The organism is Listeria immobilis, from assembly GCF_014322765.1.
In the GTDB taxonomy this organism is placed as follows: Bacteria; Bacillota; Bacilli; order Lactobacillales; family Listeriaceae; genus Listeria; species Listeria immobilis.
Window position 1 is genome coordinate 1 of record NZ_JAASTZ010000022.1, and the last position, 19,843, is coordinate 19,843.

A 19,843-nucleotide genomic window follows, 5' to 3' on the forward strand; every position below is an offset into this window, starting at 1 on the left:
TTTGACACTTGGGTTTTCTTTCTTTTATTTTATCATTTTTTCTCTAACCCTGGGTCTACTTTTATTGTACTATGTCAGCTATAACTATCTGTGTGTAAGGGTAAAAAACTAGAGGCACCATGGATTGATGAAGATCTTTTTTATCTTAGGAAAAAATTTCATTCGCTTGAAAAAATCAGCGGTACCAAAATCGACACGATAATAGTGCGAAATAAAAACATCCTTTTCGATCACCTAATCAAGGAAAAAAGTAATCAACTAATCACATTTCCGGGACTATGATATGAACCTTATACAAGTATCACTACCTTTACATTTGGATAGGGGGTGTGTTTTAAGGAATTAAACATACCATATATATCAGGAAAATTGATTTTTTGTTTGGTATTCATTTTCGTGGAATTGGCATAGTTTAAAACAAGATGGCTCTGCAAACTAATAAATTATTTCCAGTGAAATCAAAAACCGCACTTCTTTAAAAGGAAATGCGGCTTTTTATTGGTTGTTATTTTTTTGGTGGGACGTTTTCTTGATGGTCTCCTTTTCTTGTAATGAATGGCCACCAGTTACCACGACCGAAAAGTTTTACCATAACTGGAACGAACAATGGTAAAATAACGATGGCATAAAGGATAAGCCCGATTAGAACTACTGTTGCAATTTCTAATAGCGAAAGAACACCAGCTGGCATCATTGCGGCAAATGTTCCACCAAGAATAATGACTGCCGAGAAAATGACGCCTCCCATGTTTTTCATCGCTTTTATCATTCGTTCACGAACCGAAAGTCCATTATATTCGTTAAATCGGGACATTAAGAATATGGAATAATCAATCCCAAGTGCGACTAGAACAACAAATCCAAAGAATGGAGTTGCCCAAGTAAGTCCACTATAGCCTAGGATTCGCATGAAGATAATTTCTGCAAAACCAAGGGCTGCGAAATAAGTTAATACGAGTGAGGCGATTAAATAAAGTGGCATTACTAGAGAACGTAATACAATAACTAAAGTAATAAATACACTTGCCAAAACAATGATCAGTACTAAATGATAGTCGGCGGTGGACATATCACGTGTATCATAATTAGCGCTCGTCATCCCGCCAATCCCAATTTTAGCATTTTCAAGTTTAGTTCCTTTTGTGCTGGCTGCTAACTGCTCATTAATATCATCTATTGAATCCATTGCTTCATTAGAATATGGATTTTTTGTTAATACAACATTAATTGTTGCTAGTTTGCCGTCATCAGAAATATATTGATCTAATACTTTTTGAAAATCTTCATTTTTTAGTAGTTCATCTGGAACATAAATTCCGGAACTTGCATACGGCACATTGGACCAATCATTGATAAGACCATTTGCAGTATTTAAACCACTTTGTACTTTGCCTAAACCGTCTGCTCCAGAGGTTAAGCCACTCGTAAGTTCACCCATCTGCCCACTAATTCCAGAAAATCCATCTTTTAGTGCGCCTTGTCCAGCAGCAATTTGACTTAAAGCGGTCGATATTTCGGGCATTTTAGCAACAACTTGACTTTGACCATCTGCGGCTTGATTTAACCCTTGTTCCAATTGATCAAGTCCTGTTTCTATTTGGCTAAGACCGGAATTAAATGCACTTAGACCACTAGAAATTTGTTTTGATTGTTCATTTAATTGGGCCATTGCAGTAGCCAATTGTTGGATACCTTGATTTAGCTCGGTCATTTTTGTTTGTAGTGTAGCCATTTGGTTATCGGCGGCAGTTTTAAGTTCAGTGCCAGCAGTTTGTAAGCCTTGTATATTTGCGGCTAGTTGTTGGAACTTAGGATCATTGCTAATTTCTGGATGTGCCGCAGCGAAGGTTTGGAAGGAATCTGCAATTTGTTTAAACTGCGCTTCTAATTTAGATGTATCAATTGCTTCTGCATTTGGATCTGTGAAACTATTTAGCTGATCTGCTACACTTTGGAGATTTTTTTGAATTTCTACATAACCAGCTTGAATTTGAGTCTCGCCATCTTGTAGTGCAGTGAGTTGTGTTTTTGCATCTGATATGCCTTGTTTTAGGTCACCTGCTCCACTTGCTCCGCTTTCAATACCTGTTTGAATTTGTGTAAGAGCGGTTTGGAGTTGTGTGATACCTTGTTGAGTTGCGACGGTACCTTGCTGTAAATCACTAACACCTTCCACTGCCTGATTTAACGCTGGTTCCGATTTTTTTAGTTCGGAGCTAGCTGAATCAAGCCCTTCCTTCACTTGTCCAACACCATCTGTTGCTTGATTGACACCGTTATTTACTTGACCGGCTTGGTTGTTAATGTAGATATCATCCACACGTTTCCCTGCTGGTCGTGAAGCACTCATAACCATATCGACACCTTTTAAATGTGATAAATCTGCTGAAATTTTTTCAATTTGAGCAATATAATCTGTTGTCCGCATATTATCATCATTTTCAATAAAGATTTGCGTCGGTGCTACTTGCCCTGCTCCAAAACTATCTGAAACAATTTCAAATCCTTTTTTTGATGGATATTTATCACTAATTTCATCTAATGAGTTAAATGATTCTGTTCCTGTGTGAAGTAATATTGGAGGTAAAGTAATGGCTGCCACGATAAGTAATGCTATCCAAGGTCTTGCAAATGCGAATTTACCAGCAGCTCCCCAAACTTTATTTTCTTTATGACTAATATTTTTATTTAATGGCCAGAATAAATGGGTTCCTAGTGTACTCATGAAAAATGGCACGAGTGTATAGAGTGAGGCCAGTAAGACGATAATACCAACGCCAACTGCTACAGCGGAACGATATAAATCAAACTGCACAAAATAAAGAGAAGTAAATGCCACGAGCACAGCTACCCCACTATAGATGACTGTTTTTCCAGCTGTACGATAAGTTGCATGAACAGCTTCTTGCGGATTTAACCCTGTGCCCATTTCTTCTTTAAAGCGACTCATTAAGAGAATACAATAATCCGTTCCTATTCCAAACATAATACAAACCATAAATATTTGTGTATATGTAGAAACAGGGAAACTAAATAGGTCGATTAAAAAAGCAACGGAACTTTGAGCTACGAGATAACTTATGCCAACTGTGATAAGTGGAATAAATGGTGCTACTGCTGAACGAAATACAAGAAATAGTACGACAAGAATAAAGACAACAGTAATTCCTTCTGTTTTATGTAAGCCATCTTCTGAACCTTGTATAACGTCCTCTTGAATTAATTTATTCCCAGTTAAATAACTATCCATTCCTTGGATATCCATTTTTTTATCTAATGCCTTACGAATGCTCTTAACAGAAGCTTCTGAGTCATCCACTGTTAAAGTAGCCACCATTGTTTTTCCGTCTTTTGATAAGAATTTTTCTTTTAATTCTGGCTGGTTAAAACTAGATAAAACGTTGGTTACATGGAGCGCTTCTTTATCTTTATCAATGGAGTCCAATGATTTTTCGATATGCTTTAAATCAGTCCCAGTTAATTTATGATCCGCATTATAGACTGCTATATAGGCCGAACCTTTTTCATCAGGATTATGTTTCTTTTGCATTTCTGTAGCTAGTGAAGACGGATAGCCATCAGGTAATTTTAGCTCCCCTTTTTCACGTACTAAATCTGCCATGGGCGGCGCAACTAGCATTAATACAACAGCTGCCACAAGCCAAAAAGCCAAAATAGCCCATCGTAGTTTTAAAACCCATTTCATACCAAATCTCTCCTTTTACATTCTTGTTTGAATGACTGACCTGGTGATTTTTTCATATAGCTTTAAAAATTGTTCGCTCTCTGTTTCTCCTAAAATTTCTAACCATTCATTAATAAGGTTTTCCATTTTCTTTTCACATTCTTGATAAACCTCATTTCCTTTTTCGGTGATGGTTAAAACAATTGCTCGCTTATCACTTGGATTTTTTGCTCGGATAATATAGCCTTTTTCTTCTAGCTTTTTAAGTTTTGGTGTGACTGCACTTTTATTTACTAATAAAGAAATAGCTATATCACTTGCGCTAATTCCATCATTATCAGCAACTTCACGTAAAGCAAAAAATTGCTCGATAGATATATCCGCAGTATTAGTAGAAAGTTCTGATATAACTTGATGAATTTGTGTTAATGCAAATATGTATGTTTGTTGATAGCTACGAATCAGTTGTTTTATTTTTTGTTTTTCCAAATAAAGTTCACCCCTTTAACTATTTTTTAAGTTTAGTATTTTTTACGGATTTAGTCAAATAAAAAAAACTGCTAAAATGAGTCGGCTCCTAAAAGGTGAATTTTGAGTTTTCCTTTTAAGAACCGCTTCAAAAAGCAGGTTTCTCCTTATTCTACTGATTTAAGTGCTTCAATCATATCAATTCTTTTTAATTTAATATGCATAACTATCATTACAATAGAAGCGAAAATTAATGTAAGAATACTAGAAAATAGGTAACTTGTCCAATTAATTGTTGGGCTAAACATCATTTGGTCCACTTCTGCAGTGGTGATAATAAAGCGATGTAGGAAAAAGCCAAGTACAAAACCGGTGACAATCCCCATCAGTGTCAAAATAATGTTTTCTCTATATACATACATTGTCACTTCTTTTGGATAAAAACCAAGTACCTTTATGGTTGATAATTCTCTAATGCGTTCTGATACATTGATATTTGTTAAATTATATAATACGACAAAAGCAAGCAATGCAGCAGAAGTGATCAGTACGACAATAACAATATTTAAGCTATCCAATGTATCTGTCAACATCGAACTTACATTGTTAGAGAATGTTACGTTTAAAATCGATTTACTGTCCACTAATTTCTCTGCAAAATCGGTTTCGGTCTTTTGTGAAATGTCATTTAGCATTAATAAATCTAAATTATAAACAGGCTTTTTATCAAAAATTTGCTGATAATAAGTTGGAGTCATATAAAGGTAGTGCATTGCATAGTTTTCGGTAATCGCACTAACTTTAATGCTAAACTTATCATTTTGCGCATTTTTAACTGTAACTTTATCCCCTGGTTTTATATCATATAATTTAGCTAATTTTTCACTAATAATTGCTCCATCGTTTGTTAGTTTTTCAGTTGTATGGCTTGCCCGGTCGCGAAGCACAATATAATCAGGTAATTCATTTACATTTTTAGGAACAATAATCGAAAGTGCTTGTGCTGATTGACCAGACTTCACTGCATCCAGATTGGTTTGCGCAAAAGCCAATTTATTCGCAACATTTGGATCTGCTAAAAGTTCTTGATACGTTTCTTTCGCTGACTTGGGTGCGCTAGTATCTTGATAGATGGCAGCATCATACTTCATAATCTCCCCATACTGCATTGTGGCAATATCACTAATAGAGTTTCTAAGACCAAAACCTGTCAAAATCAGCGCTGTACAACCTGCTACCCCAAGTACCGTCATTAACATCCGCTGCTTATAACGGAAAAGATTACGTGCTGTTACTTTACTTGTAAAATTCATTCGCTGCCAAATAAAATGAATACGTTCTAAGAAAATTCTTTTGCCTATTTTTGGTGCTTTCGGGCGCATTAGAGTAGCTGAATTCGCGCGAAGTTCCGCACGACAAGCCACATATGCAGTAAATGTAGTACAAAGTAGTGCTACAAATAAAGCTAATAGACTGTAACTCCAGTAAAATGCTATGTCTACGGATGGCATTGCATACATTGATTTATAGGCATTAAAAATAATATTTGGGAAAAACTGGAAACCAATTAAGATTCCTACGACACTTCCAAGCACACTCGCAATGGAACCATAAACAAGATATTTCAAAATGATGCTGCTATTGGAATAACCGAATGCTTTTAATGTCCCAATTTGTGTTCTTTGTTCCTCCACCATTCGAGTCATTGTTGTTAAACAAACAAGGGCAGCAATTAAGAAAAAGAAGATAGGAAAAGCAGTTGAAAGGGAAGTTAAACGATCTGCATTTTCTTTATACTCGCTATAACCAGGATTATCGTTTCGGTCCAGTACATAATATTTTGGTGATTTTAATGCATCTAGTTTTTCTTGACCAATTTGGACATCTTTTTCCGCTTTTGAAAGTTTAGTTTCTGCTTTTTTCTTTTCAGCTGTAAATAAATTGAGATTTTTTTCGTATTCAGCTTCTGCAGTATTTAACTTAGTGAGTGCCTGTTGTAATTCAGCTTGTCCTGTTTCTTTTCCAGTAGCTAATTCTTTTTTGGCGGAAGTAAGTTCTTTCATTCCTGCCTCATATTGTGCCAGCCCTGTTTGATAAGTGGTTTTGGCTGTTTGTAATTCTTGTTTTTTCTGCGCAAGATTTTTAGCACCTTGATCTAGTTGTCGTCTGCCAGCATTTAATTCATTTCGCGCAGCTTGATAAACTTGTTCTCCCGCAGCGACCTGTTCAAGTGCTGCATTAAGACTAGAACGGATTTCAGCATCTGTAATAGTACCGCTGTCGTAATCGTCCATCAAATTATCTAATGTCTCTTTATAATCAGCTTTTTCACTCGCTGATATTTCTAATTCTGTTGCAATTTGTTCAAATGAATCTGTTAAAGCTGCTCGGTCTAATTGATAATTAGTTAAATCTGGTTGGCTTAACGCATTTTCTAAAGTTGATCGTGCAGTTCTTAAATAACCATTAACACTGTTTAAAAGGATATTGTTATCTTCCCATACAGCTTGATTATCATTTAGCTCTTCTTCTGCTTGTAAAAGTGCTTCTTCTCCGTCGGTAATTTGGATTTTAGCCGCAGTAAGTTTTGTATTGGCATTAGCAAGTTCCTGTTCTCCAGCAGTAATTTCTGCCTCACCTTGCTTGATTTTAGCCTCGTAACTTGCTTTAGCGGCATTATACTCTGAAAAACCCGTATCGATTTGTGCTTTTGCGTCTGCTAATTTAGCTTCATTTGCTTGCAGTTCAGCTCTAGTTTTATTAATATCATTTGTTGCATCGTCCAGTTTCTTTTGTTCTGTTTGTTTAATTTTAGCTAAGCGATTTGCTGGTTGTTCTTGAAGTGCCTTTTCAATATTTGCCTTGTCTTTTTTCTCTGTGGAAATATATGTATCACTAAAAGCTTTTTGGGAGGCTAAATTTTGAAATGTTATATTGGCAACTGTATATTCTGGCAAATCAAAATCTTGTTCTGGAATGACACCAAAAGCATCTGTTTTTCCTTTACCAACAGTACTTGAGCCACGTTCAGATTTTTGAATGTAAGCAGGTGACTGAACAAAACCAACCACTTTATAAGTTGATTTAGCTAATGTATTAGTTAATTCATCCCCGCTACTATCCACAAAAGTTACTTTATCGCCAAGTTTTACATTTTGGTGAATCGCTTTATTGTTATCCAGTGCAATTTCTCCAGATTTTTCTGGTAAATGTCCACTTATCACTTTGTATTTGTTTAAGTTTGCTTTTTCTGATAAGGAATATAATTTAGTTACTATATTTTTATCTTTCATCAGTGTATCTGCCGTATAGCCAAGTTCCACTTCTTCTACACCTGAAATTGATTCTAATGCTTCTTTATCTGATTTATCTATGCCATAGGTGGATTGTACACGAAAATTTGCTAACTCATATTTCTGAAAATAATTATCAGCAGTTAAAAGCATGTCTGGCCCTGTCGCTTTAAGTCCGGAGAAAAAAGCAACCCCAAGCATAATCAACATAAAAATTGAGATAAAGCGGCTTTTCGAACGCCAAATTTCACGGAAAATGTCTTTCCATAATGCTGTACGTTTCACTAGTTGCTCCTTTCTACCATTCTAAGTCATTAATAGACATTGGTTCCGGGTTTTCTTTAATACTTCGAACTTTTGCATTATTAATTTCGATGATTCGGTCCGCGATAGGAGTTATTGCTGTATTATGAGTAATGATAATAACTGTAGTACCCGTGTTTTTACAGGTTTCTTGGAGCAGCTTTAAAACTGATTTTCCCGTATCATAATCTAGTGCGCCTGTTGGTTCATCACAAAGTAATAATTTAGGAGCTTTTGCAAGAGCCCTAGCGATAGCCACCCGTTGTTGCTCTCCACCAGAAAGTTGTGCGGGAAAATTATTTAAACGATGACTTAAGCCGACTTGTGTTAAAACTGTCTCCGCATCTAAAGCATTGGGTGCAATTTGAGCAGCTAATTCCACATTTTCTTTGGCAGTTAAATTCGGTACTAAATTATAAAACTGAAAAACAAAACCAACATCTGTTCGGCGATATTTGGTTAATTGTTTTGTGTTATACTGAGCAATATCTTGGTTATCAACCATAATTTTGCCCTCACTGGCGTTGTCCATTCCTCCTAAAATATTTAGAACAGTAGATTTACCTGCACCAGAAGGACCAACAATAATAACTAATTCCCCTTTTTTTATTCCAAAGTTTATTTTGTCATTTGCTGTAACAACATTCTCACCCATTTGGTAGTATTTGGATACATCTTTCATTTCTACATAGGTCATTTTTCCCGTCCTTTACTTTGTGCCATATTTAATTATTATATCATGCACTAATTCATTAAGTGAAGTTAAAAAATTAACCTGTAAGAAAATTGTTTCTCACAGGTTAACTTGGATAATTAACGAATAATCGCGTTTAATTTTTCTTGTAATGCTTCGATAACCTTATTTGTTGCTTTTTGTACATCTTCTTCCACAAGTGTTCTTTCGTTATCAAGGAATGTTAATGTATAAGCGAGTGATTTTTTATTTTCCCCAATGCTTGCACCTTCAAAAATATCAAATAACTCTATATTTACCAACAAGTTCCCGCCATGCGCTTTGATAACTTGTTCAATCGTTGCATGATCTGTCTCTTTATCAACAAGAAGCGCTAAATCACGTGTCATTTCTGGATAGCGTGGAATTGGATGGTAGACTATTTTTTCTTTAGATGCCGCAAGTAATGCTTCCACATTGATTTCAAAGACATATGTTTCTTTTAAATCGACACTTGCTTCTAAAGCTGGATGAAGACCAGCAAGGTAACCAATTTCTTTTCCTTCTATATAAATGCTTGCAGTTCTTCCAGGATGTAACTCTTCTTTTTCAGTTTGTTTCCAAACTAGTTCTGCTTTAATGCCTAACTTCTTCACTAAACCTTCGACAATACCTTTTAGAACGAAAAAGTCTACTGGTTTCGATGCTTTTTGCCAATCATTCTCTTGCCAGTTACCGGTAATCAATCCTGCCAAATGTTCTTGTTCAATTGGTAAATTATCACCTTCTGTTGCAAAAAATACTGTTCCCATTTCATAAAGTGCCACATCCGTATTTTTACGAGCAATATTATAACTTGCGCTACGAATCAGTTGTGGTACGATACTTGTTCTTAAATGGCTATGTTCTTCACTCATTGGCATTGAAAGTGCTACTGTGTTTTCGTTAGTTAGCGCTAAACGAGTTGCATCTTTTTTAGAAGTCAACGAATAAGTCAATGCTTGGTTAAGTCCCGCACCTTCCAAATAAGCACGCATTACACGTCGCATTTTTTGACTTTCTGATAAGCCACCAGTTGTATTTGTTGCTGGAAGTGTAGCTGGAATTTCATCGTAACCATATATACGAGCAACTTCTTCTAAAATATCAGCTTCAATCGTGATATCCCAACGTCTAGATGGTACTTCAATGATTAAGGCATCTTCTTTTACTTCTAATACAAAGCCAAGTCGATTAACAATAGTTTCTATTTCAGATTGAGTGATTTCCGTTCCTAAAATGCGATTAATCCGTGTTAAGCTTGTTTCAATTTTATTGATTGCTTTTTCACGGTTATCTACTTCGACAACGCCACCAACTAATGTGCCACCAGTAAGTTCGGCGATTAGCGCACCACCATGAGCAAGTGCTTTCTCAACTTTCCAAGCATCTGATCCTTTATCATAACGAATACTTGCTTCGGTGCGTAAATATAATTCTCTTGATGCTTTCCCTATAGAAGAACTACTAAAAATAGCGCCTTCTAACGCAACAGTTGTAGTATTTGCCGTAACTTCTGAAGATTCTCCGCCCATAACCCCTGCAATTGCAATTGGCTCTATTCCATTTGTAATGACTGTATGACCAGCTTGAAGTTTTCGTTTTTCACCATCTAATGTAACAATTTCCTCATGTTCTTTAGCGGAACGAACCACAATTTTTTTGCTGCCAATTTTATCATAATCAAATGAATGTAACGGTTGTCCATATAATAAATTAATGTAATTAGTGACATCCACCACGTTATTATGAGGTCGAATTCCTGCCTTCATCAGTTTTGTTTGTAACCATAGTGGCGATTCTTCGATAGAAATATTTTCAATCATTTTAATTGCATAATAAGGCGTTTCGGTAGGATTTTCCACTTCTACTGTTAAAAATGCCTCCGCTTTTCCTTTTTCTGAAACATCGGGTTGTCTTGGTTGCGCTGGTTTTTGGTGAATAATTGCTCCAACTTCATGGGCTACACCGTTCATACTTAAAGCATCTGCACGGTTAGGTGTAATAGCCATATCCAAAATTGCATCATTTAGACCCATTAATGCGATTGCGCTCACGCCAACTTCCACATGTGCTGGTAAAACATAAATTCCCTCTGCATAAGCTTTAGGAACAACTTTACTTTCAAACCCTAGTTCTGCGAGTGAACAAATCATTCCTTCTGATACTTCACCACGTAATTTAGCACGTTTAATTTTAAGACCACCGGGAAGTCTTGCGCCAACTTTAGCAACAATCACTTTTTGTCCAGCAGCAATATTTGGTGCCCCGCAAATAATTTGTACAGGTTCTTCATCGTCTGTTTGTACTAAACATTTATTTAATTTTTCTGCATCAGGGTGTCGTTCACAAGTTAAAACTTCCCCGACAACAATGTTTTTCAAACTAGCGCTTAATTCTTCTACACCTTCAATTTCGATTCCGGTTCTTGTAATTGCTTCCCCTAGCTCTTCCGCAGATAACGGGAACTCTTCAAAAAATTCTTTGACCCAATTATATGAAACTAACATTAGATTTCCCCCGTTTCTGTACTTTGAAATTGCTTCGTAAAGCGTAAATCATTGGTATATAAATGGCGAATATCATCTACCGCATATTTCAACATGGCAACCCGTTCTGGTCCAATACCAAAAGCAAACCCACTATAACGAGTAGAATCTATTCCGGACATTTCAAGTACATTTGGATGAACCATGCCACTACCTAGAATTTCAATCCACCCGGTTCCTTTACAAACTCGACACCCTTTTCCACCGCATTTAAAACAAGAAATATCCATCTCAACGGAAGGCTCTGTAAACGGGAAAAATGATGGGCGCAAACGAATTTCACGTTCTTCGCCAAACATAGTTTTAGCAAGTACAGTTAAGGTTCCTTTTAAATCTGCAAAAGTAATATTTTCACCAACCACTAGTCCTTCGATTTGGGTAAATTGATGGGAGTGAGTCGCATCATCATTATCACGACGATATACTTTACCTGGACAAATTACTTTGATGGAACCATTTTTAAAATCATGTTTTTCCATCGTTCTTGCTTGTACTGGTGACGTTTGTGTGCGAAGTAAAGTATTTTCTGTAATATAAAAGCTATCTTGCATATCGCGAGCTGGATGGTCTTTAGGTAAATTTAATGCTTCAAAATTGTAATAATCTAGTTCTACTTCTGGACCTTCAGCAATTTTGTACCCCATTCCTATAAACATATCTTCCATTTCTTCCACTACTTGAGTCAACAAATGGCTTGTCCCAATACTTGGCTTACTTCCAGGTAAAGTTACATCAATTGTTTCGGATTTCAGCTTTTCATTAATTGCTTCTTCTTCTAAAATTGTTTGTTTTTCAGAGATGGCTTCTGTTAAAGCTGTTCTTACTTCATTAGCGAGTGAACCCATTTTGGGTCTTTCTTCAGCAGAAAGTTTCCCCATTTGTTTCATGATTTCTGTCATAGGACCTTTTTTACCAAGGTATTTCACTCGTAAATTATTTAATGTTTTTAGATCTGTTGCCGCGGCAATTTCTATTTCTGCCTCACTTTTTAGTAATTTTAACTGTTCTAACATACTGTTCACTCCTTCTTTTTAGACAAAATAAAAAAGCTCTATCCACAAAGGGACGAGGCTTCTCGCGGTACCACCCTAATAAGAACAACTAAATTGCTCCCACTCAAAATTTTGATAACGGCTTAGTAACCGGTCCACCTTCACGTTAACTACGCTTCCCAGTGGCGACTCCAGAGATGAAATGTTCACAAATTTGTTTGCAAAGTGGCTTCCAGTCTTTGACCACTTCTCCCTATCCAGACGCACTTTGTTACTTTTCTCTTTCATTGTCTTTTTGTATTTAGATAGTTTCTATTATAATATGCTTTAATCAAATATTCAAGCTAAAAAATAATCCCTCCAAATTTAGAGGAGAGATTATCCTTCGTTTAATTTGGCACTTCCACCCATTTATCAGCCCAGCACTGGACCTCTAGCATTACTTCTTGGAGTGCTTTACCTTTTTCAGTTAGTTCATATTCAATGCGTACAGGAGTTTCTGGATATACTTGTCTTAAGCAAATATCCATTTCCTCAAGTTCCTTCAAACGTTCTGCAAGCACCCGATCACTCATTTGTGGTATCTCAGCGGCAACTTGTTTAAACCGTTTTGGACCAGTCAGTAAGACATTGATGATAAGTCCTGTCCAGCGTTTACCTAATAATTGGAACGCCGATTCAAATTTCGGACATACTGTATGTGCATCAGTCATAATTCTCACCTCTCAAGATATTGTAACATATTTATCATCAGAAAGTAACTAATTAATACCACGTTGCTTATTTTTAGTAAGCCGTGGGTCTATTTGACCTATTTCTGCCTTTGAATTAAGCTATTTATAAGAAATATGATAAAAAGGAGAAGTTACTATGCCATCTATTCGTTACCTTGTAAAAACTGATGTTTCTGAGACTTTAGAGATTATTAAACGAGGTCAAGTTGGTTCTAATATTGTCTTTTCAGAGATTCAAACATTTGAATTTGGAGATTTGGCGATGCTTGCTTGCGAAAAATATTATTTCCGTTCCTCTAATCGGGCAGCTTTATTTGTAAATATTAATAACTTTCACGGAGAAACTGAGGTTACCATTATTTCAACAGGTAGCTCGAATGACTTTTTTACAGATTTTGATTGGGGAGCAGCGTTTGATTATATGCATAGTGTGGTAGCAGATTTAAAAAATGTCGTTATACGTGAAGTAGAAATGGAGCAAATGAAAGAAGTATAAATAAAAAGAGTGCGCAAGTTTTTAATTACTGTAGTGCGCCCTAATGTTAGATTTTTATTCTAATTTTAGGGGCGCATACATACTTAGCACTCTTTTTTATTATTTTCGTAATCCGTATAATAAAATTCCTGCAGCAACAGCGACATTTAATGATTCACTATCACCATAAATCGGAATATACACTTTTTCTGACAATCGCGCTTGTAATTCTGCTGAGATACCATTTCCTTCATTCCCAACCATTAAAGCTAGTGTATCTCGTTTCATTGTGTCATTTAAAGACTTAGCTTGATTATCAAGAACAGCTCCAATTACTGGTACACCTTCTTCTTCCAAGTTCACAATCCAATCCACTAAGTTCGCTTGGATTACAGGAATATGGAAATGGCTACCTTGCGCACTACGAATAACTTTTGGATTATAAAGATCTGCACTGCCACGCCCAAGAATTACGGCATCATATCCTGCTGCATCTGCTGTACGAATCAGAGTGCCAACATTACCAGGATCTTGAACGGCATCAACTAAAAGTAGTTTTTTTCCGTAAAGCAATATCAAGTCCGGTTCAACAGTAGCAACTACCGCAAAGACTCCTTGTTCTGTCATCGTCTCACTTATCAAATGACTGATTTCTGTACTAATCTCAAAAATATCGTAATGTCCTTTTAGCCACTCTTCTGGAACAGATACACCTTTTGAAACAAGTAACTCTAGTACGAGACCGTCTTGGCGTAATGATTCTTCTACTAAATGAAAACCTTCAACCAAATAAGTACCTGTTTTATCTCGGCCTTTTCTAGTTTGTAATTTTTTCCATGTTTTCACACGGTCGTTTTTTACAGATTGAATCTGCTCCATGAAAGTTTTCCTCATTTCTCGAAACTCAACCTAGTCGAATTTCTGTTACTTTTTCTTGATCAAGTCGTTTAACAACTTCCGTAATTAATTTTACTGCATTTTCGAAATCATCGCGATGTAACATAGATGAATGCGAATGGATATAACGGGTTGCGATAGTAATGGATAGCGAAGGAATTCCATTGCCAGTTAAATGGATAGAACCAGAATCTGTTCCGCCCATTGGTATAGCTTCAAATTGGTAAGGAATGGATAATTCGTCCGCAACATCGGTCACAAAATCACGAAGACCTGCGTGTGCAACCATTGACGCATCATAAATAACAATTTGTGGTCCTTTCCCCATTTTACTCATTGCTTCTTTCTCTGTTACACCTGGAGTATCTCCTGCAATACCAACGTCAACACCAAATCCAATATCTGGTTGAACAAAATGTGTTGCTGTTTTTGCTCCGCGTAAGCCTACTTCTTCTTGAACTGTTCCAACTCCATAAACAATATTAGGATGTTGCTCTTTTTGTAAGTTTTTTAGTACTTCAATGGCAATTGCAAGGCCAATTCTATTATCCCATGCTTTTGCAAGTAAAAATTTCTCATTTTTCATTACTGTAAAATCAAAAGCAGGAACAATCATATCACCAGGACGAATTCCGTAACTTTCAACTTCGGCTTTATCAATTGCACCAACATCAATAAACATATCTTTAATATCAAAAGATTTTTGACGTTCTGCTGCGGTCATAACGTGTGGTGGTTTTGAACCAATCACACCCGTAATTTCTTCCCCAGCACGAGTGACTATCGTTACCTTTTGTGCAAGCATGACTTGTGAAACCCATCCACCTACTGTTTGAAATTTGATGAATCCTTTATCATCAATTTGGCTGACCATAAAACCGACTTCATCTAAATGACCGGCTATCATAATTTTTGGTCCAGCTTCATTACCTACTTTTTTAGCAATTGCGCTACCTAAACCGTCCATTTCAAACGTATCAGCTAACGGTTCAATGTATTCACGAAATACGTTTCTAACTGCACGCTCATTACCAGGGATACCTTTCGCATCAGTTAACGCTTTTAACATCTTTAATTGTTCATCCATATAAAATAACCCCTCCTTAATAAACTCCTTATACATTATAACAGTTTCTTCAGAAAAAACCTGTTAAAATGCAAAAAAAGCTGAGAATGACTTTTCAGCTTTTTGCGATATTATTACCAAGTGATGGATTGTATATTTAATAAAGGTACTTTTTGAACTAATTTTTCTTTTGGCTTAGTGATAGCATACTGTGTTTTATGAAGTTCTGAAGTATCGATTTTCATAGTGATTACTAAGCGATTTTGCTCATCTGTTTTTAATAGCGACTCTAACGTAGGTGAATAATCTTCTGACTGATAAAAGTTTTTAACTGCTGTGCTTTCCACCCAACCAATTGATTCACCATTTTGATGGATGTGATACCATAAAATATTGGAATCGGATAGCTTTACTTCTTGGTCAATCGAAACTTTTCGCCCAATATATTTAGAAATACTTTCTAACGGTTTTGCTTCTTTTGTACCACTTGGAGCGGACCAAATAAAACTATTGTCTTTTGATGCTACTGCCCCAACAGCTTTAATTGCTTTTTCAGATACAGGTTCACTGTATACTGTGTCATATTTATTTAAATTTGCTTTTTTTATTAGTTCGATTAATTTTGCTGCATATTCTGGATCAGATGAATAACCTGTTTTGCCTAATGCAATAGCTGCTTTTTCAAAATCATATTCATTGATTAAACCTGCATATAAATGTTTGTTCCAAGATGGGCCATTAACAAATAAAAGTGCGTGATCCTTCATGGATTCGTACCAACTTGGATATGCTCTAAATTTAGCATCCGTTCCAACCCATACCACACCGTTATGCTCTTTGGTAGGTAATTTAATGGATGCTCCGTTGTAAGCTCCTTTTATTCCGAATAAATTATTACCATCTTTTGCGAGCACACTTTCTCCCCAGTTAGATTCAAGGATTGCTTGCGAAATAGTAATGCTTGCCAAAATGCCATGTTCTTTTTGTACTTTCTCTGCATGCGGCGCAATCTCATTAATAAACTTCTCTTGCTTGGAAGTTAAGCCGTCCTCTAGACCAGCAGCTTGGCTATGGAGTGGTAATGCACATAATGTAATTGTAAGTCCAATTCCAATTGTCACCAAATGCTTCTTTGCGAGTTGTAACATAATGATTTTTTGCACATCCTTTTTGAATTATCCCTTCTAGTTTTTTGCAACTAGAAACCAATGTCCTTTTAAACAACCACTTTATTCTATCAAAAGTTTCCTGTAATACACATTACTTTTAGATGACATATGTTACAAAACGTGGCAGTGTTTGATATTTAAGTTGTTTGCTTTGGTCGTTTTTTTGCAAATAAAAAAGAAAAAGACTACAAAAAGGACTATTTGCCTATAAATAAGACAACCCTTTTTGCGTCTTTTTCCGTTATTTTGCTACTTTTTTTCAATTAATTCTTGCTTTACCCAGCCAATTGGCTCGTCAGCTACAGCAATTTGATACCATGTTCCACTATCTGTTTTTGCTTCACGTAAAAGTTTTAAATCTTCTCGTTTATAGTAGTTTATTTCTTCTACTTTTTGCGCACCTGATAGTCCATATGGTCTTGTCCAAATGGCCCCCGATACATCTTTTTTAACATTACCATAGCCTGTTGATTTAGTATCATAATAGATTTTGTCATCAATTCTATCATATAGCTGTAAATCATAGTTTTCAATAATAGTTGTTAGTTTTTCCGCATAGTCGGGGTCCGTTGCATAACCTGCTGCTTGCAGTTCTTGTGCAGCTTTTTTATAATCATCTGCTGCTACAACACCATTGTATTTATCTTTACTCCAAGTGGTTCCATTTAAGAAAAGTTCTGCGTGCGCATCTAATGACTCATTCCAGTCTTTATATTTTCGAAAATTTGCTTTTACTTCCAGCCATTTCCCATCTACGAATTCCTTCGTTGACATTGTTACAAGTGGCTGCGGTGATTTACCTTTTACACCAAATAAATTATTACCTTTTTGCGCTAAACCACTTTGTCCCCAATCAGATTCCAAGATTGCCTGAGCTAAAGTAATACTGGTTAAGATACCATGTTTTTCTTGTATTTCCTGCGCATGTGGTGAAAGTTCATTTAGAAAATTTTGCTCTTTGGAATGAAAAGCTGGATCAGGTTCTGGAGCCGTCATAATTAAATACTGCTGTTTAACAACGGAGGCAATAACACCAACTAAGATGATAAGAACTAGTACTCCTGCTATTCCAAGTAGTCTTTTTTGCTTTTTCTTTTTAGATAGTTTTCGATATTTCAGAAGCCGTCACGCCTTTCTGTCTACGAATCCCTTGATGGTATTAGAATACGTTAATTTAGCAACAATTGCAATCCATCTTGCGCTCTATTTATATCAATTTAACAAATCTTAAACATTAAAAAAGTCGCGTTTCTTCTATATTATAATAAATCAATTTGTAGTGATATAAAGAATGACTTTACTTTTCATCATGTTTTTGCTAGACTCAAATGAAAAGGTGGTGTATAAATGTCAAAGGCAAGCTTTATTGCTTCTTTGCTACAACAAGGTCAATTCATTGAAAAGTATAAAGAAGCAGGAAATTCTATGTTGCCAATTATAAAATCGAACCAACCAGTCAGTCTTGTTCCGATTACAACTGATACCAAACTTGAGGTAAAAGATATTGTATTTTGTAAAGTAAAAGGTAATTACTATACACACTTAATTTCAGCGATTCGTACGCGGAATAATCAAGTTGAGTATCAAATTTCTAATAATCATGGATTTGTTAATGGATGGGTTAAACAACGACATATTTTTGGTAAAGTAGTAAAAATTTGGTGAATCGCCAAATTTTATTTTTTTGCTTTTATTTTCTTTCAAATGATTTTGGTTTTCTAACATGGGGTAGCATTTCTCTTTCACAGGCGCCAAATTCTTTATAATTTTGTTGTCCTTCTTTTAGTGTCAGCCCATGATTTGCGCTGGAAGAAATATTTATTAAGTCTTCTGGCAACATTTTTTGTTCATGATATAAAAAACGTATTTCATCCTCATCTAAAATTAAATACGCATCATCTTCCCAAAAACAGACTGGACAAATATCGTAATCCCTCTTGTTTGCAATGTTAAATTGCCGCAACAAAAGCATTTATATTTCTTCAATTCATTCTTCTCCTCCTTCAATGCTTCTTTGATAATTAGCCGATCTGCTATGCTAGTTTAAAACACCTTATGCTCCACCTTAAATCTATCTCTTTCACTAACATCTGAAATACTTTTTTCTTTGGCAAGGCTTGTCGAATAATTCCAATTTAATAATCAAGCGAATTTTTTCAGTGCTCTTTCTAAAATGAAGTTAAAAGGTCCTATATATGTTTTTATTTTAAAAAGTTATGCATTTCATTATATCAGTATAACATCAAGTTCATCCAGCTAAATCATCTCTAGTTACGAGCCATATATAAAAAAGCAAGCAGCATCCGAATATTTACACGAATAATACTTGCTTTTAAATTTGCTTATTCTATTTCGATACTACACTAAAACGTTGATTTAAATGTTGGGCCATTTCTATTTCGTCCACGAAGGCAATGGCATAATCAGCATAACTAATTTCGCTGTTTCCTGCTGCATTTGTCGTTAGAACATTCTGTGCGGTTTTATATTCCTCCGTTCTAGCTCCATCTGGATTAAAGAAAGCGGCTGGACTTATGTATGTCCAATTAAGATTCGTTTCTTTTTGCAGTGCATCAAAAGCGGCTCCCATGTTAGTTGCTGTTGGTAAAAATGCAGCTGGGAAATCTGGTGTATCCATAACTCTAATCGTTTCTTCCGGGTCAACATATAAGCTTCCTGCCCCACCAACAATAATTAAGCGTGTTTTTGTCCCTTTTAATATAGTAGAAAGGTGTTTTAACGATGTTTGATGTAGGTTTTCTTCCCCCGGAGCTGCATTAAAAGCATCCACAACTGCATCAAAATTTTCTAAATCGCTGGTTGTTAAAGCAAAAATATCTTTCTCTACCGCTTTAATTTCAGTCGAAAGTTTTGCTTTATTTCGAACAAATCCCGTAACGTCATGTCCACGGCGAAGTGCTTCTTTTGTAATTTCATTGCCTGCTTTTCCAGTTGCACCAATAATTGCTATTTTCATTATTTATTCCTCCAGTTTCATTAGTAACCGAATTAGTTACATTTAGTTTAAAAATGTACGGGAAATACATCCCGCTAATTTGTTGCTTTTTGTTTAATATCAGAAATTATTTGACTCAAGGTTGTCCGTTTTAGATCTGCTTCCATTTGCTGTTCAGCGTGGTTAAAAACGTTGTCTAATGTGCCTTGAATATTTGCACCTACTTCACAATTTGGATTAGGATTTTTATGAATATCAAACAGATGATCCGCTACATCCACTGCTACATATATATCATATAACGTGATTTCAGAAGCGTCTTTTAATAAATAGGTACCGCTTATTCCAGGGCTAGACTTAATTAGTCCTGCTTTTTTTAGTTTGCTCATAATTCGTCTAATTACAACTGGATTCGTATTTATGCTTGCGGCAATAAAGTCAGATGTAATCGAGCGTTCTTGATTCATATCTATTAATGTTAAAATATGAACTGCAACGCTAAAACGTGTTGAAATGGCCATTTCCTCACCTCTTTGTAACCATT

At 35.8% G+C, this 19,843-nt stretch carries 16 protein-coding genes and 1 other annotated feature; of the genes, 2 read left to right on the plus strand and 14 right to left on the minus strand.

The window, feature by feature from the left end:
• Nucleotides 1-505: 505 nt before the first annotated feature.
• The 7 genes from HCJ50_RS13975 to HCJ50_RS14005 form a co-directional block, all read right to left on the minus strand.
• Nucleotides 506-3,706 carry an MMPL family transporter gene (locus HCJ50_RS13975; protein WP_185347663.1) on the minus strand — a complete coding sequence of 1,067 codons (3,201 nt, stop codon included), beginning with the start codon at nt 3,704-3,706 and terminating at the stop codon, nt 506-508.
• A 15-nt stretch (nt 3,707-3,721) separates the two neighbouring features.
• On the minus strand, nt 3,722-4,174 hold the full coding sequence (locus HCJ50_RS13980; protein WP_185347662.1) for a MarR family winged helix-turn-helix transcriptional regulator: 453 nt from the start codon (nt 4,172-4,174) through the stop codon (nt 3,722-3,724).
• A gap of 146 nt (nt 4,175-4,320) precedes the next feature.
• Nucleotides 4,321-7,731, minus strand: coding sequence for an FtsX-like permease family protein (locus tag HCJ50_RS13985; RefSeq protein WP_185347660.1), 3,411 nt, complete (start codon nt 7,729-7,731; stop codon nt 4,321-4,323).
• A gap of 13 nt (nt 7,732-7,744) precedes the next feature.
• A complete protein-coding gene (locus tag HCJ50_RS13990; RefSeq protein WP_185347658.1) occupies nt 7,745-8,446 on the minus strand; it encodes an ABC transporter ATP-binding protein in 702 nt (233 codons plus the stop codon).
• 116 nt (nt 8,447-8,562) lie between these two features.
• Complete coding sequence (gene pheT / locus HCJ50_RS13995; protein ID WP_185395660.1) at nt 8,563-10,971, minus strand: phenylalanine--tRNA ligase subunit beta; 2,409 nt, start codon at nt 10,969-10,971, stop codon at nt 8,563-8,565.
• On the minus strand, nt 10,971-12,023 hold the full coding sequence (pheS, locus tag HCJ50_RS14000) for a phenylalanine--tRNA ligase subunit alpha (protein ID WP_185347654.1): 1,053 nt from the start codon (nt 12,021-12,023) through the stop codon (nt 10,971-10,973). The genes pheT and pheS overlap by 1 nt, the downstream gene beginning before the upstream one ends.
• Nucleotides 12,024-12,068: 45 nt before the next feature.
• Nucleotides 12,069-12,299: a binding site (T-box leader), on the minus strand.
• Between the two features lie 92 nt (nt 12,300-12,391).
• On the minus strand, nt 12,392-12,715 hold the full coding sequence (locus HCJ50_RS14005) for a winged helix-turn-helix transcriptional regulator (RefSeq protein WP_003721618.1): 324 nt from the start codon (nt 12,713-12,715) through the stop codon (nt 12,392-12,394).
• A 157-nt stretch (nt 12,716-12,872) separates the two neighbouring features.
• Here HCJ50_RS14005 and HCJ50_RS14010 point away from each other — a divergent pair, with 157 nt between their 5' ends.
• On the plus strand, nt 12,873-13,232 hold the full coding sequence (locus HCJ50_RS14010; protein WP_185347652.1) for a DUF6054 family protein: 360 nt from the start codon (nt 12,873-12,875) through the stop codon (nt 13,230-13,232).
• A gap of 99 nt (nt 13,233-13,331) precedes the next feature.
• Here HCJ50_RS14010 and HCJ50_RS14015 read toward each other — a convergent pair whose 3' ends face one another.
• From HCJ50_RS14015 to HCJ50_RS14030, 4 genes are all read right to left on the minus strand, one after another.
• Nucleotides 13,332-14,090, minus strand: coding sequence for a TrmH family RNA methyltransferase (locus tag HCJ50_RS14015; RefSeq protein ID WP_185347650.1), 759 nt, complete (start codon nt 14,088-14,090; stop codon nt 13,332-13,334).
• Between the two features lie 25 nt (nt 14,091-14,115).
• Entirely contained in the window at nt 14,116-15,195 is a 1,080-nt protein-coding gene (locus tag HCJ50_RS14020) for a M42 family metallopeptidase (protein ID WP_185347648.1), read from the minus strand.
• A 113-nt stretch (nt 15,196-15,308) separates the two neighbouring features.
• Nucleotides 15,309-16,322, minus strand: coding sequence for a glucosaminidase domain-containing protein (locus HCJ50_RS14025; RefSeq protein ID WP_221636228.1), 1,014 nt, complete (start codon nt 16,320-16,322; stop codon nt 15,309-15,311).
• A 270-nt stretch (nt 16,323-16,592) separates the two neighbouring features.
• Nucleotides 16,593-17,462 (minus strand): glucosaminidase domain-containing protein, encoded by an 870-nt coding sequence (locus tag HCJ50_RS14030; RefSeq protein ID WP_185347689.1) that lies wholly within the window; start codon nt 17,460-17,462, stop codon nt 16,593-16,595.
• A 228-nt stretch (nt 17,463-17,690) separates the two neighbouring features.
• Between HCJ50_RS14030 and HCJ50_RS14035 the strand changes: the two genes are divergently transcribed.
• Complete coding sequence (locus HCJ50_RS14035) at nt 17,691-18,008, plus strand: phage repressor protein (protein WP_185347645.1); 318 nt, start codon at nt 17,691-17,693, stop codon at nt 18,006-18,008.
• A 25-nt stretch (nt 18,009-18,033) separates the two neighbouring features.
• On the opposite strand, the gene HCJ50_RS14040 is transcribed toward HCJ50_RS14035, so the two are convergent.
• The 3 genes from HCJ50_RS14040 to HCJ50_RS14050 form a co-directional block, all read right to left on the minus strand.
• A complete protein-coding gene (locus HCJ50_RS14040) occupies nt 18,034-18,315 on the minus strand; it encodes a CPCC family cysteine-rich protein (protein WP_260443052.1) in 282 nt (93 codons plus the stop codon).
• Nucleotides 18,316-18,690: 375 nt separating this feature from the next.
• Nucleotides 18,691-19,320 (minus strand): NAD(P)-dependent oxidoreductase, encoded by a 630-nt coding sequence (locus HCJ50_RS14045; RefSeq protein WP_185347643.1) that lies wholly within the window; start codon nt 19,318-19,320, stop codon nt 18,691-18,693.
• Between the two features lie 74 nt (nt 19,321-19,394).
• Nucleotides 19,395-19,820: an Rrf2 family transcriptional regulator gene (locus tag HCJ50_RS14050; protein WP_185347641.1), complete on the minus strand. Its 426-nt coding sequence runs from the start codon at nt 19,818-19,820 to the stop codon at nt 19,395-19,397.
• Nucleotides 19,821-19,843 lie beyond the last annotated feature (23 nt).

Excerpts from the sequence above, each read along its gene's own strand:
- HCJ50_RS14025 (WP_221636228.1), bottom strand. The coding sequence starts at position 16,322 with ATGTTACAACTCGCAAAGAAGCATTTGGTGACAATTGGAATTGGACTT.
- HCJ50_RS13990 (WP_185347658.1), bottom strand. The coding sequence starts at position 8,446 with ATGACCTATGTAGAAATGAAAGATGTATCCAAATACTACCAAATGGGT.
- pheT (WP_185395660.1), bottom strand. The coding sequence starts at position 10,971 with ATGTTAGTTTCATATAATTGGGTCAAAGAATTTTTTGAAGAGTTCCCG.
- HCJ50_RS13975 (WP_185347663.1), bottom strand. The coding sequence starts at position 3,706 with ATGAAATGGGTTTTAAAACTACGATGGGCTATTTTGGCTTTTTGGCTT.
- HCJ50_RS14005 (WP_003721618.1), bottom strand. The coding sequence starts at position 12,715 with ATGACTGATGCACATACAGTATGTCCGAAATTTGAATCGGCGTTCCAA.
- HCJ50_RS14015 (WP_185347650.1), bottom strand. The coding sequence starts at position 14,090 with ATGGAGCAGATTCAATCTGTAAAAAACGACCGTGTGAAAACATGGAAA.
- HCJ50_RS14035 (WP_185347645.1), top strand. The coding sequence starts at position 17,691 with ATGTCAAAGGCAAGCTTTATTGCTTCTTTGCTACAACAAGGTCAATTC.
- HCJ50_RS14040 (WP_260443052.1), bottom strand. The coding sequence starts at position 18,315 with ATGCTTTTGTTGCGGCAATTTAACATTGCAAACAAGAGGGATTACGAT.
- HCJ50_RS14045 (WP_185347643.1), bottom strand. The coding sequence starts at position 19,320 with ATGAAAATAGCAATTATTGGTGCAACTGGAAAAGCAGGCAATGAAATT.
- HCJ50_RS14020 (WP_185347648.1), bottom strand. The coding sequence starts at position 15,195 with ATGGATGAACAATTAAAGATGTTAAAAGCGTTAACTGATGCGAAAGGT.
- pheS (WP_185347654.1), bottom strand. The coding sequence starts at position 12,023 with ATGTTAGAACAGTTAAAATTACTAAAAAGTGAGGCAGAAATAGAAATT.
- HCJ50_RS14050 (WP_185347641.1), bottom strand. The coding sequence starts at position 19,820 with ATGGCCATTTCAACACGTTTTAGCGTTGCAGTTCATATTTTAACATTA.
- HCJ50_RS14010 (WP_185347652.1), top strand. The coding sequence starts at position 12,873 with ATGCCATCTATTCGTTACCTTGTAAAAACTGATGTTTCTGAGACTTTA.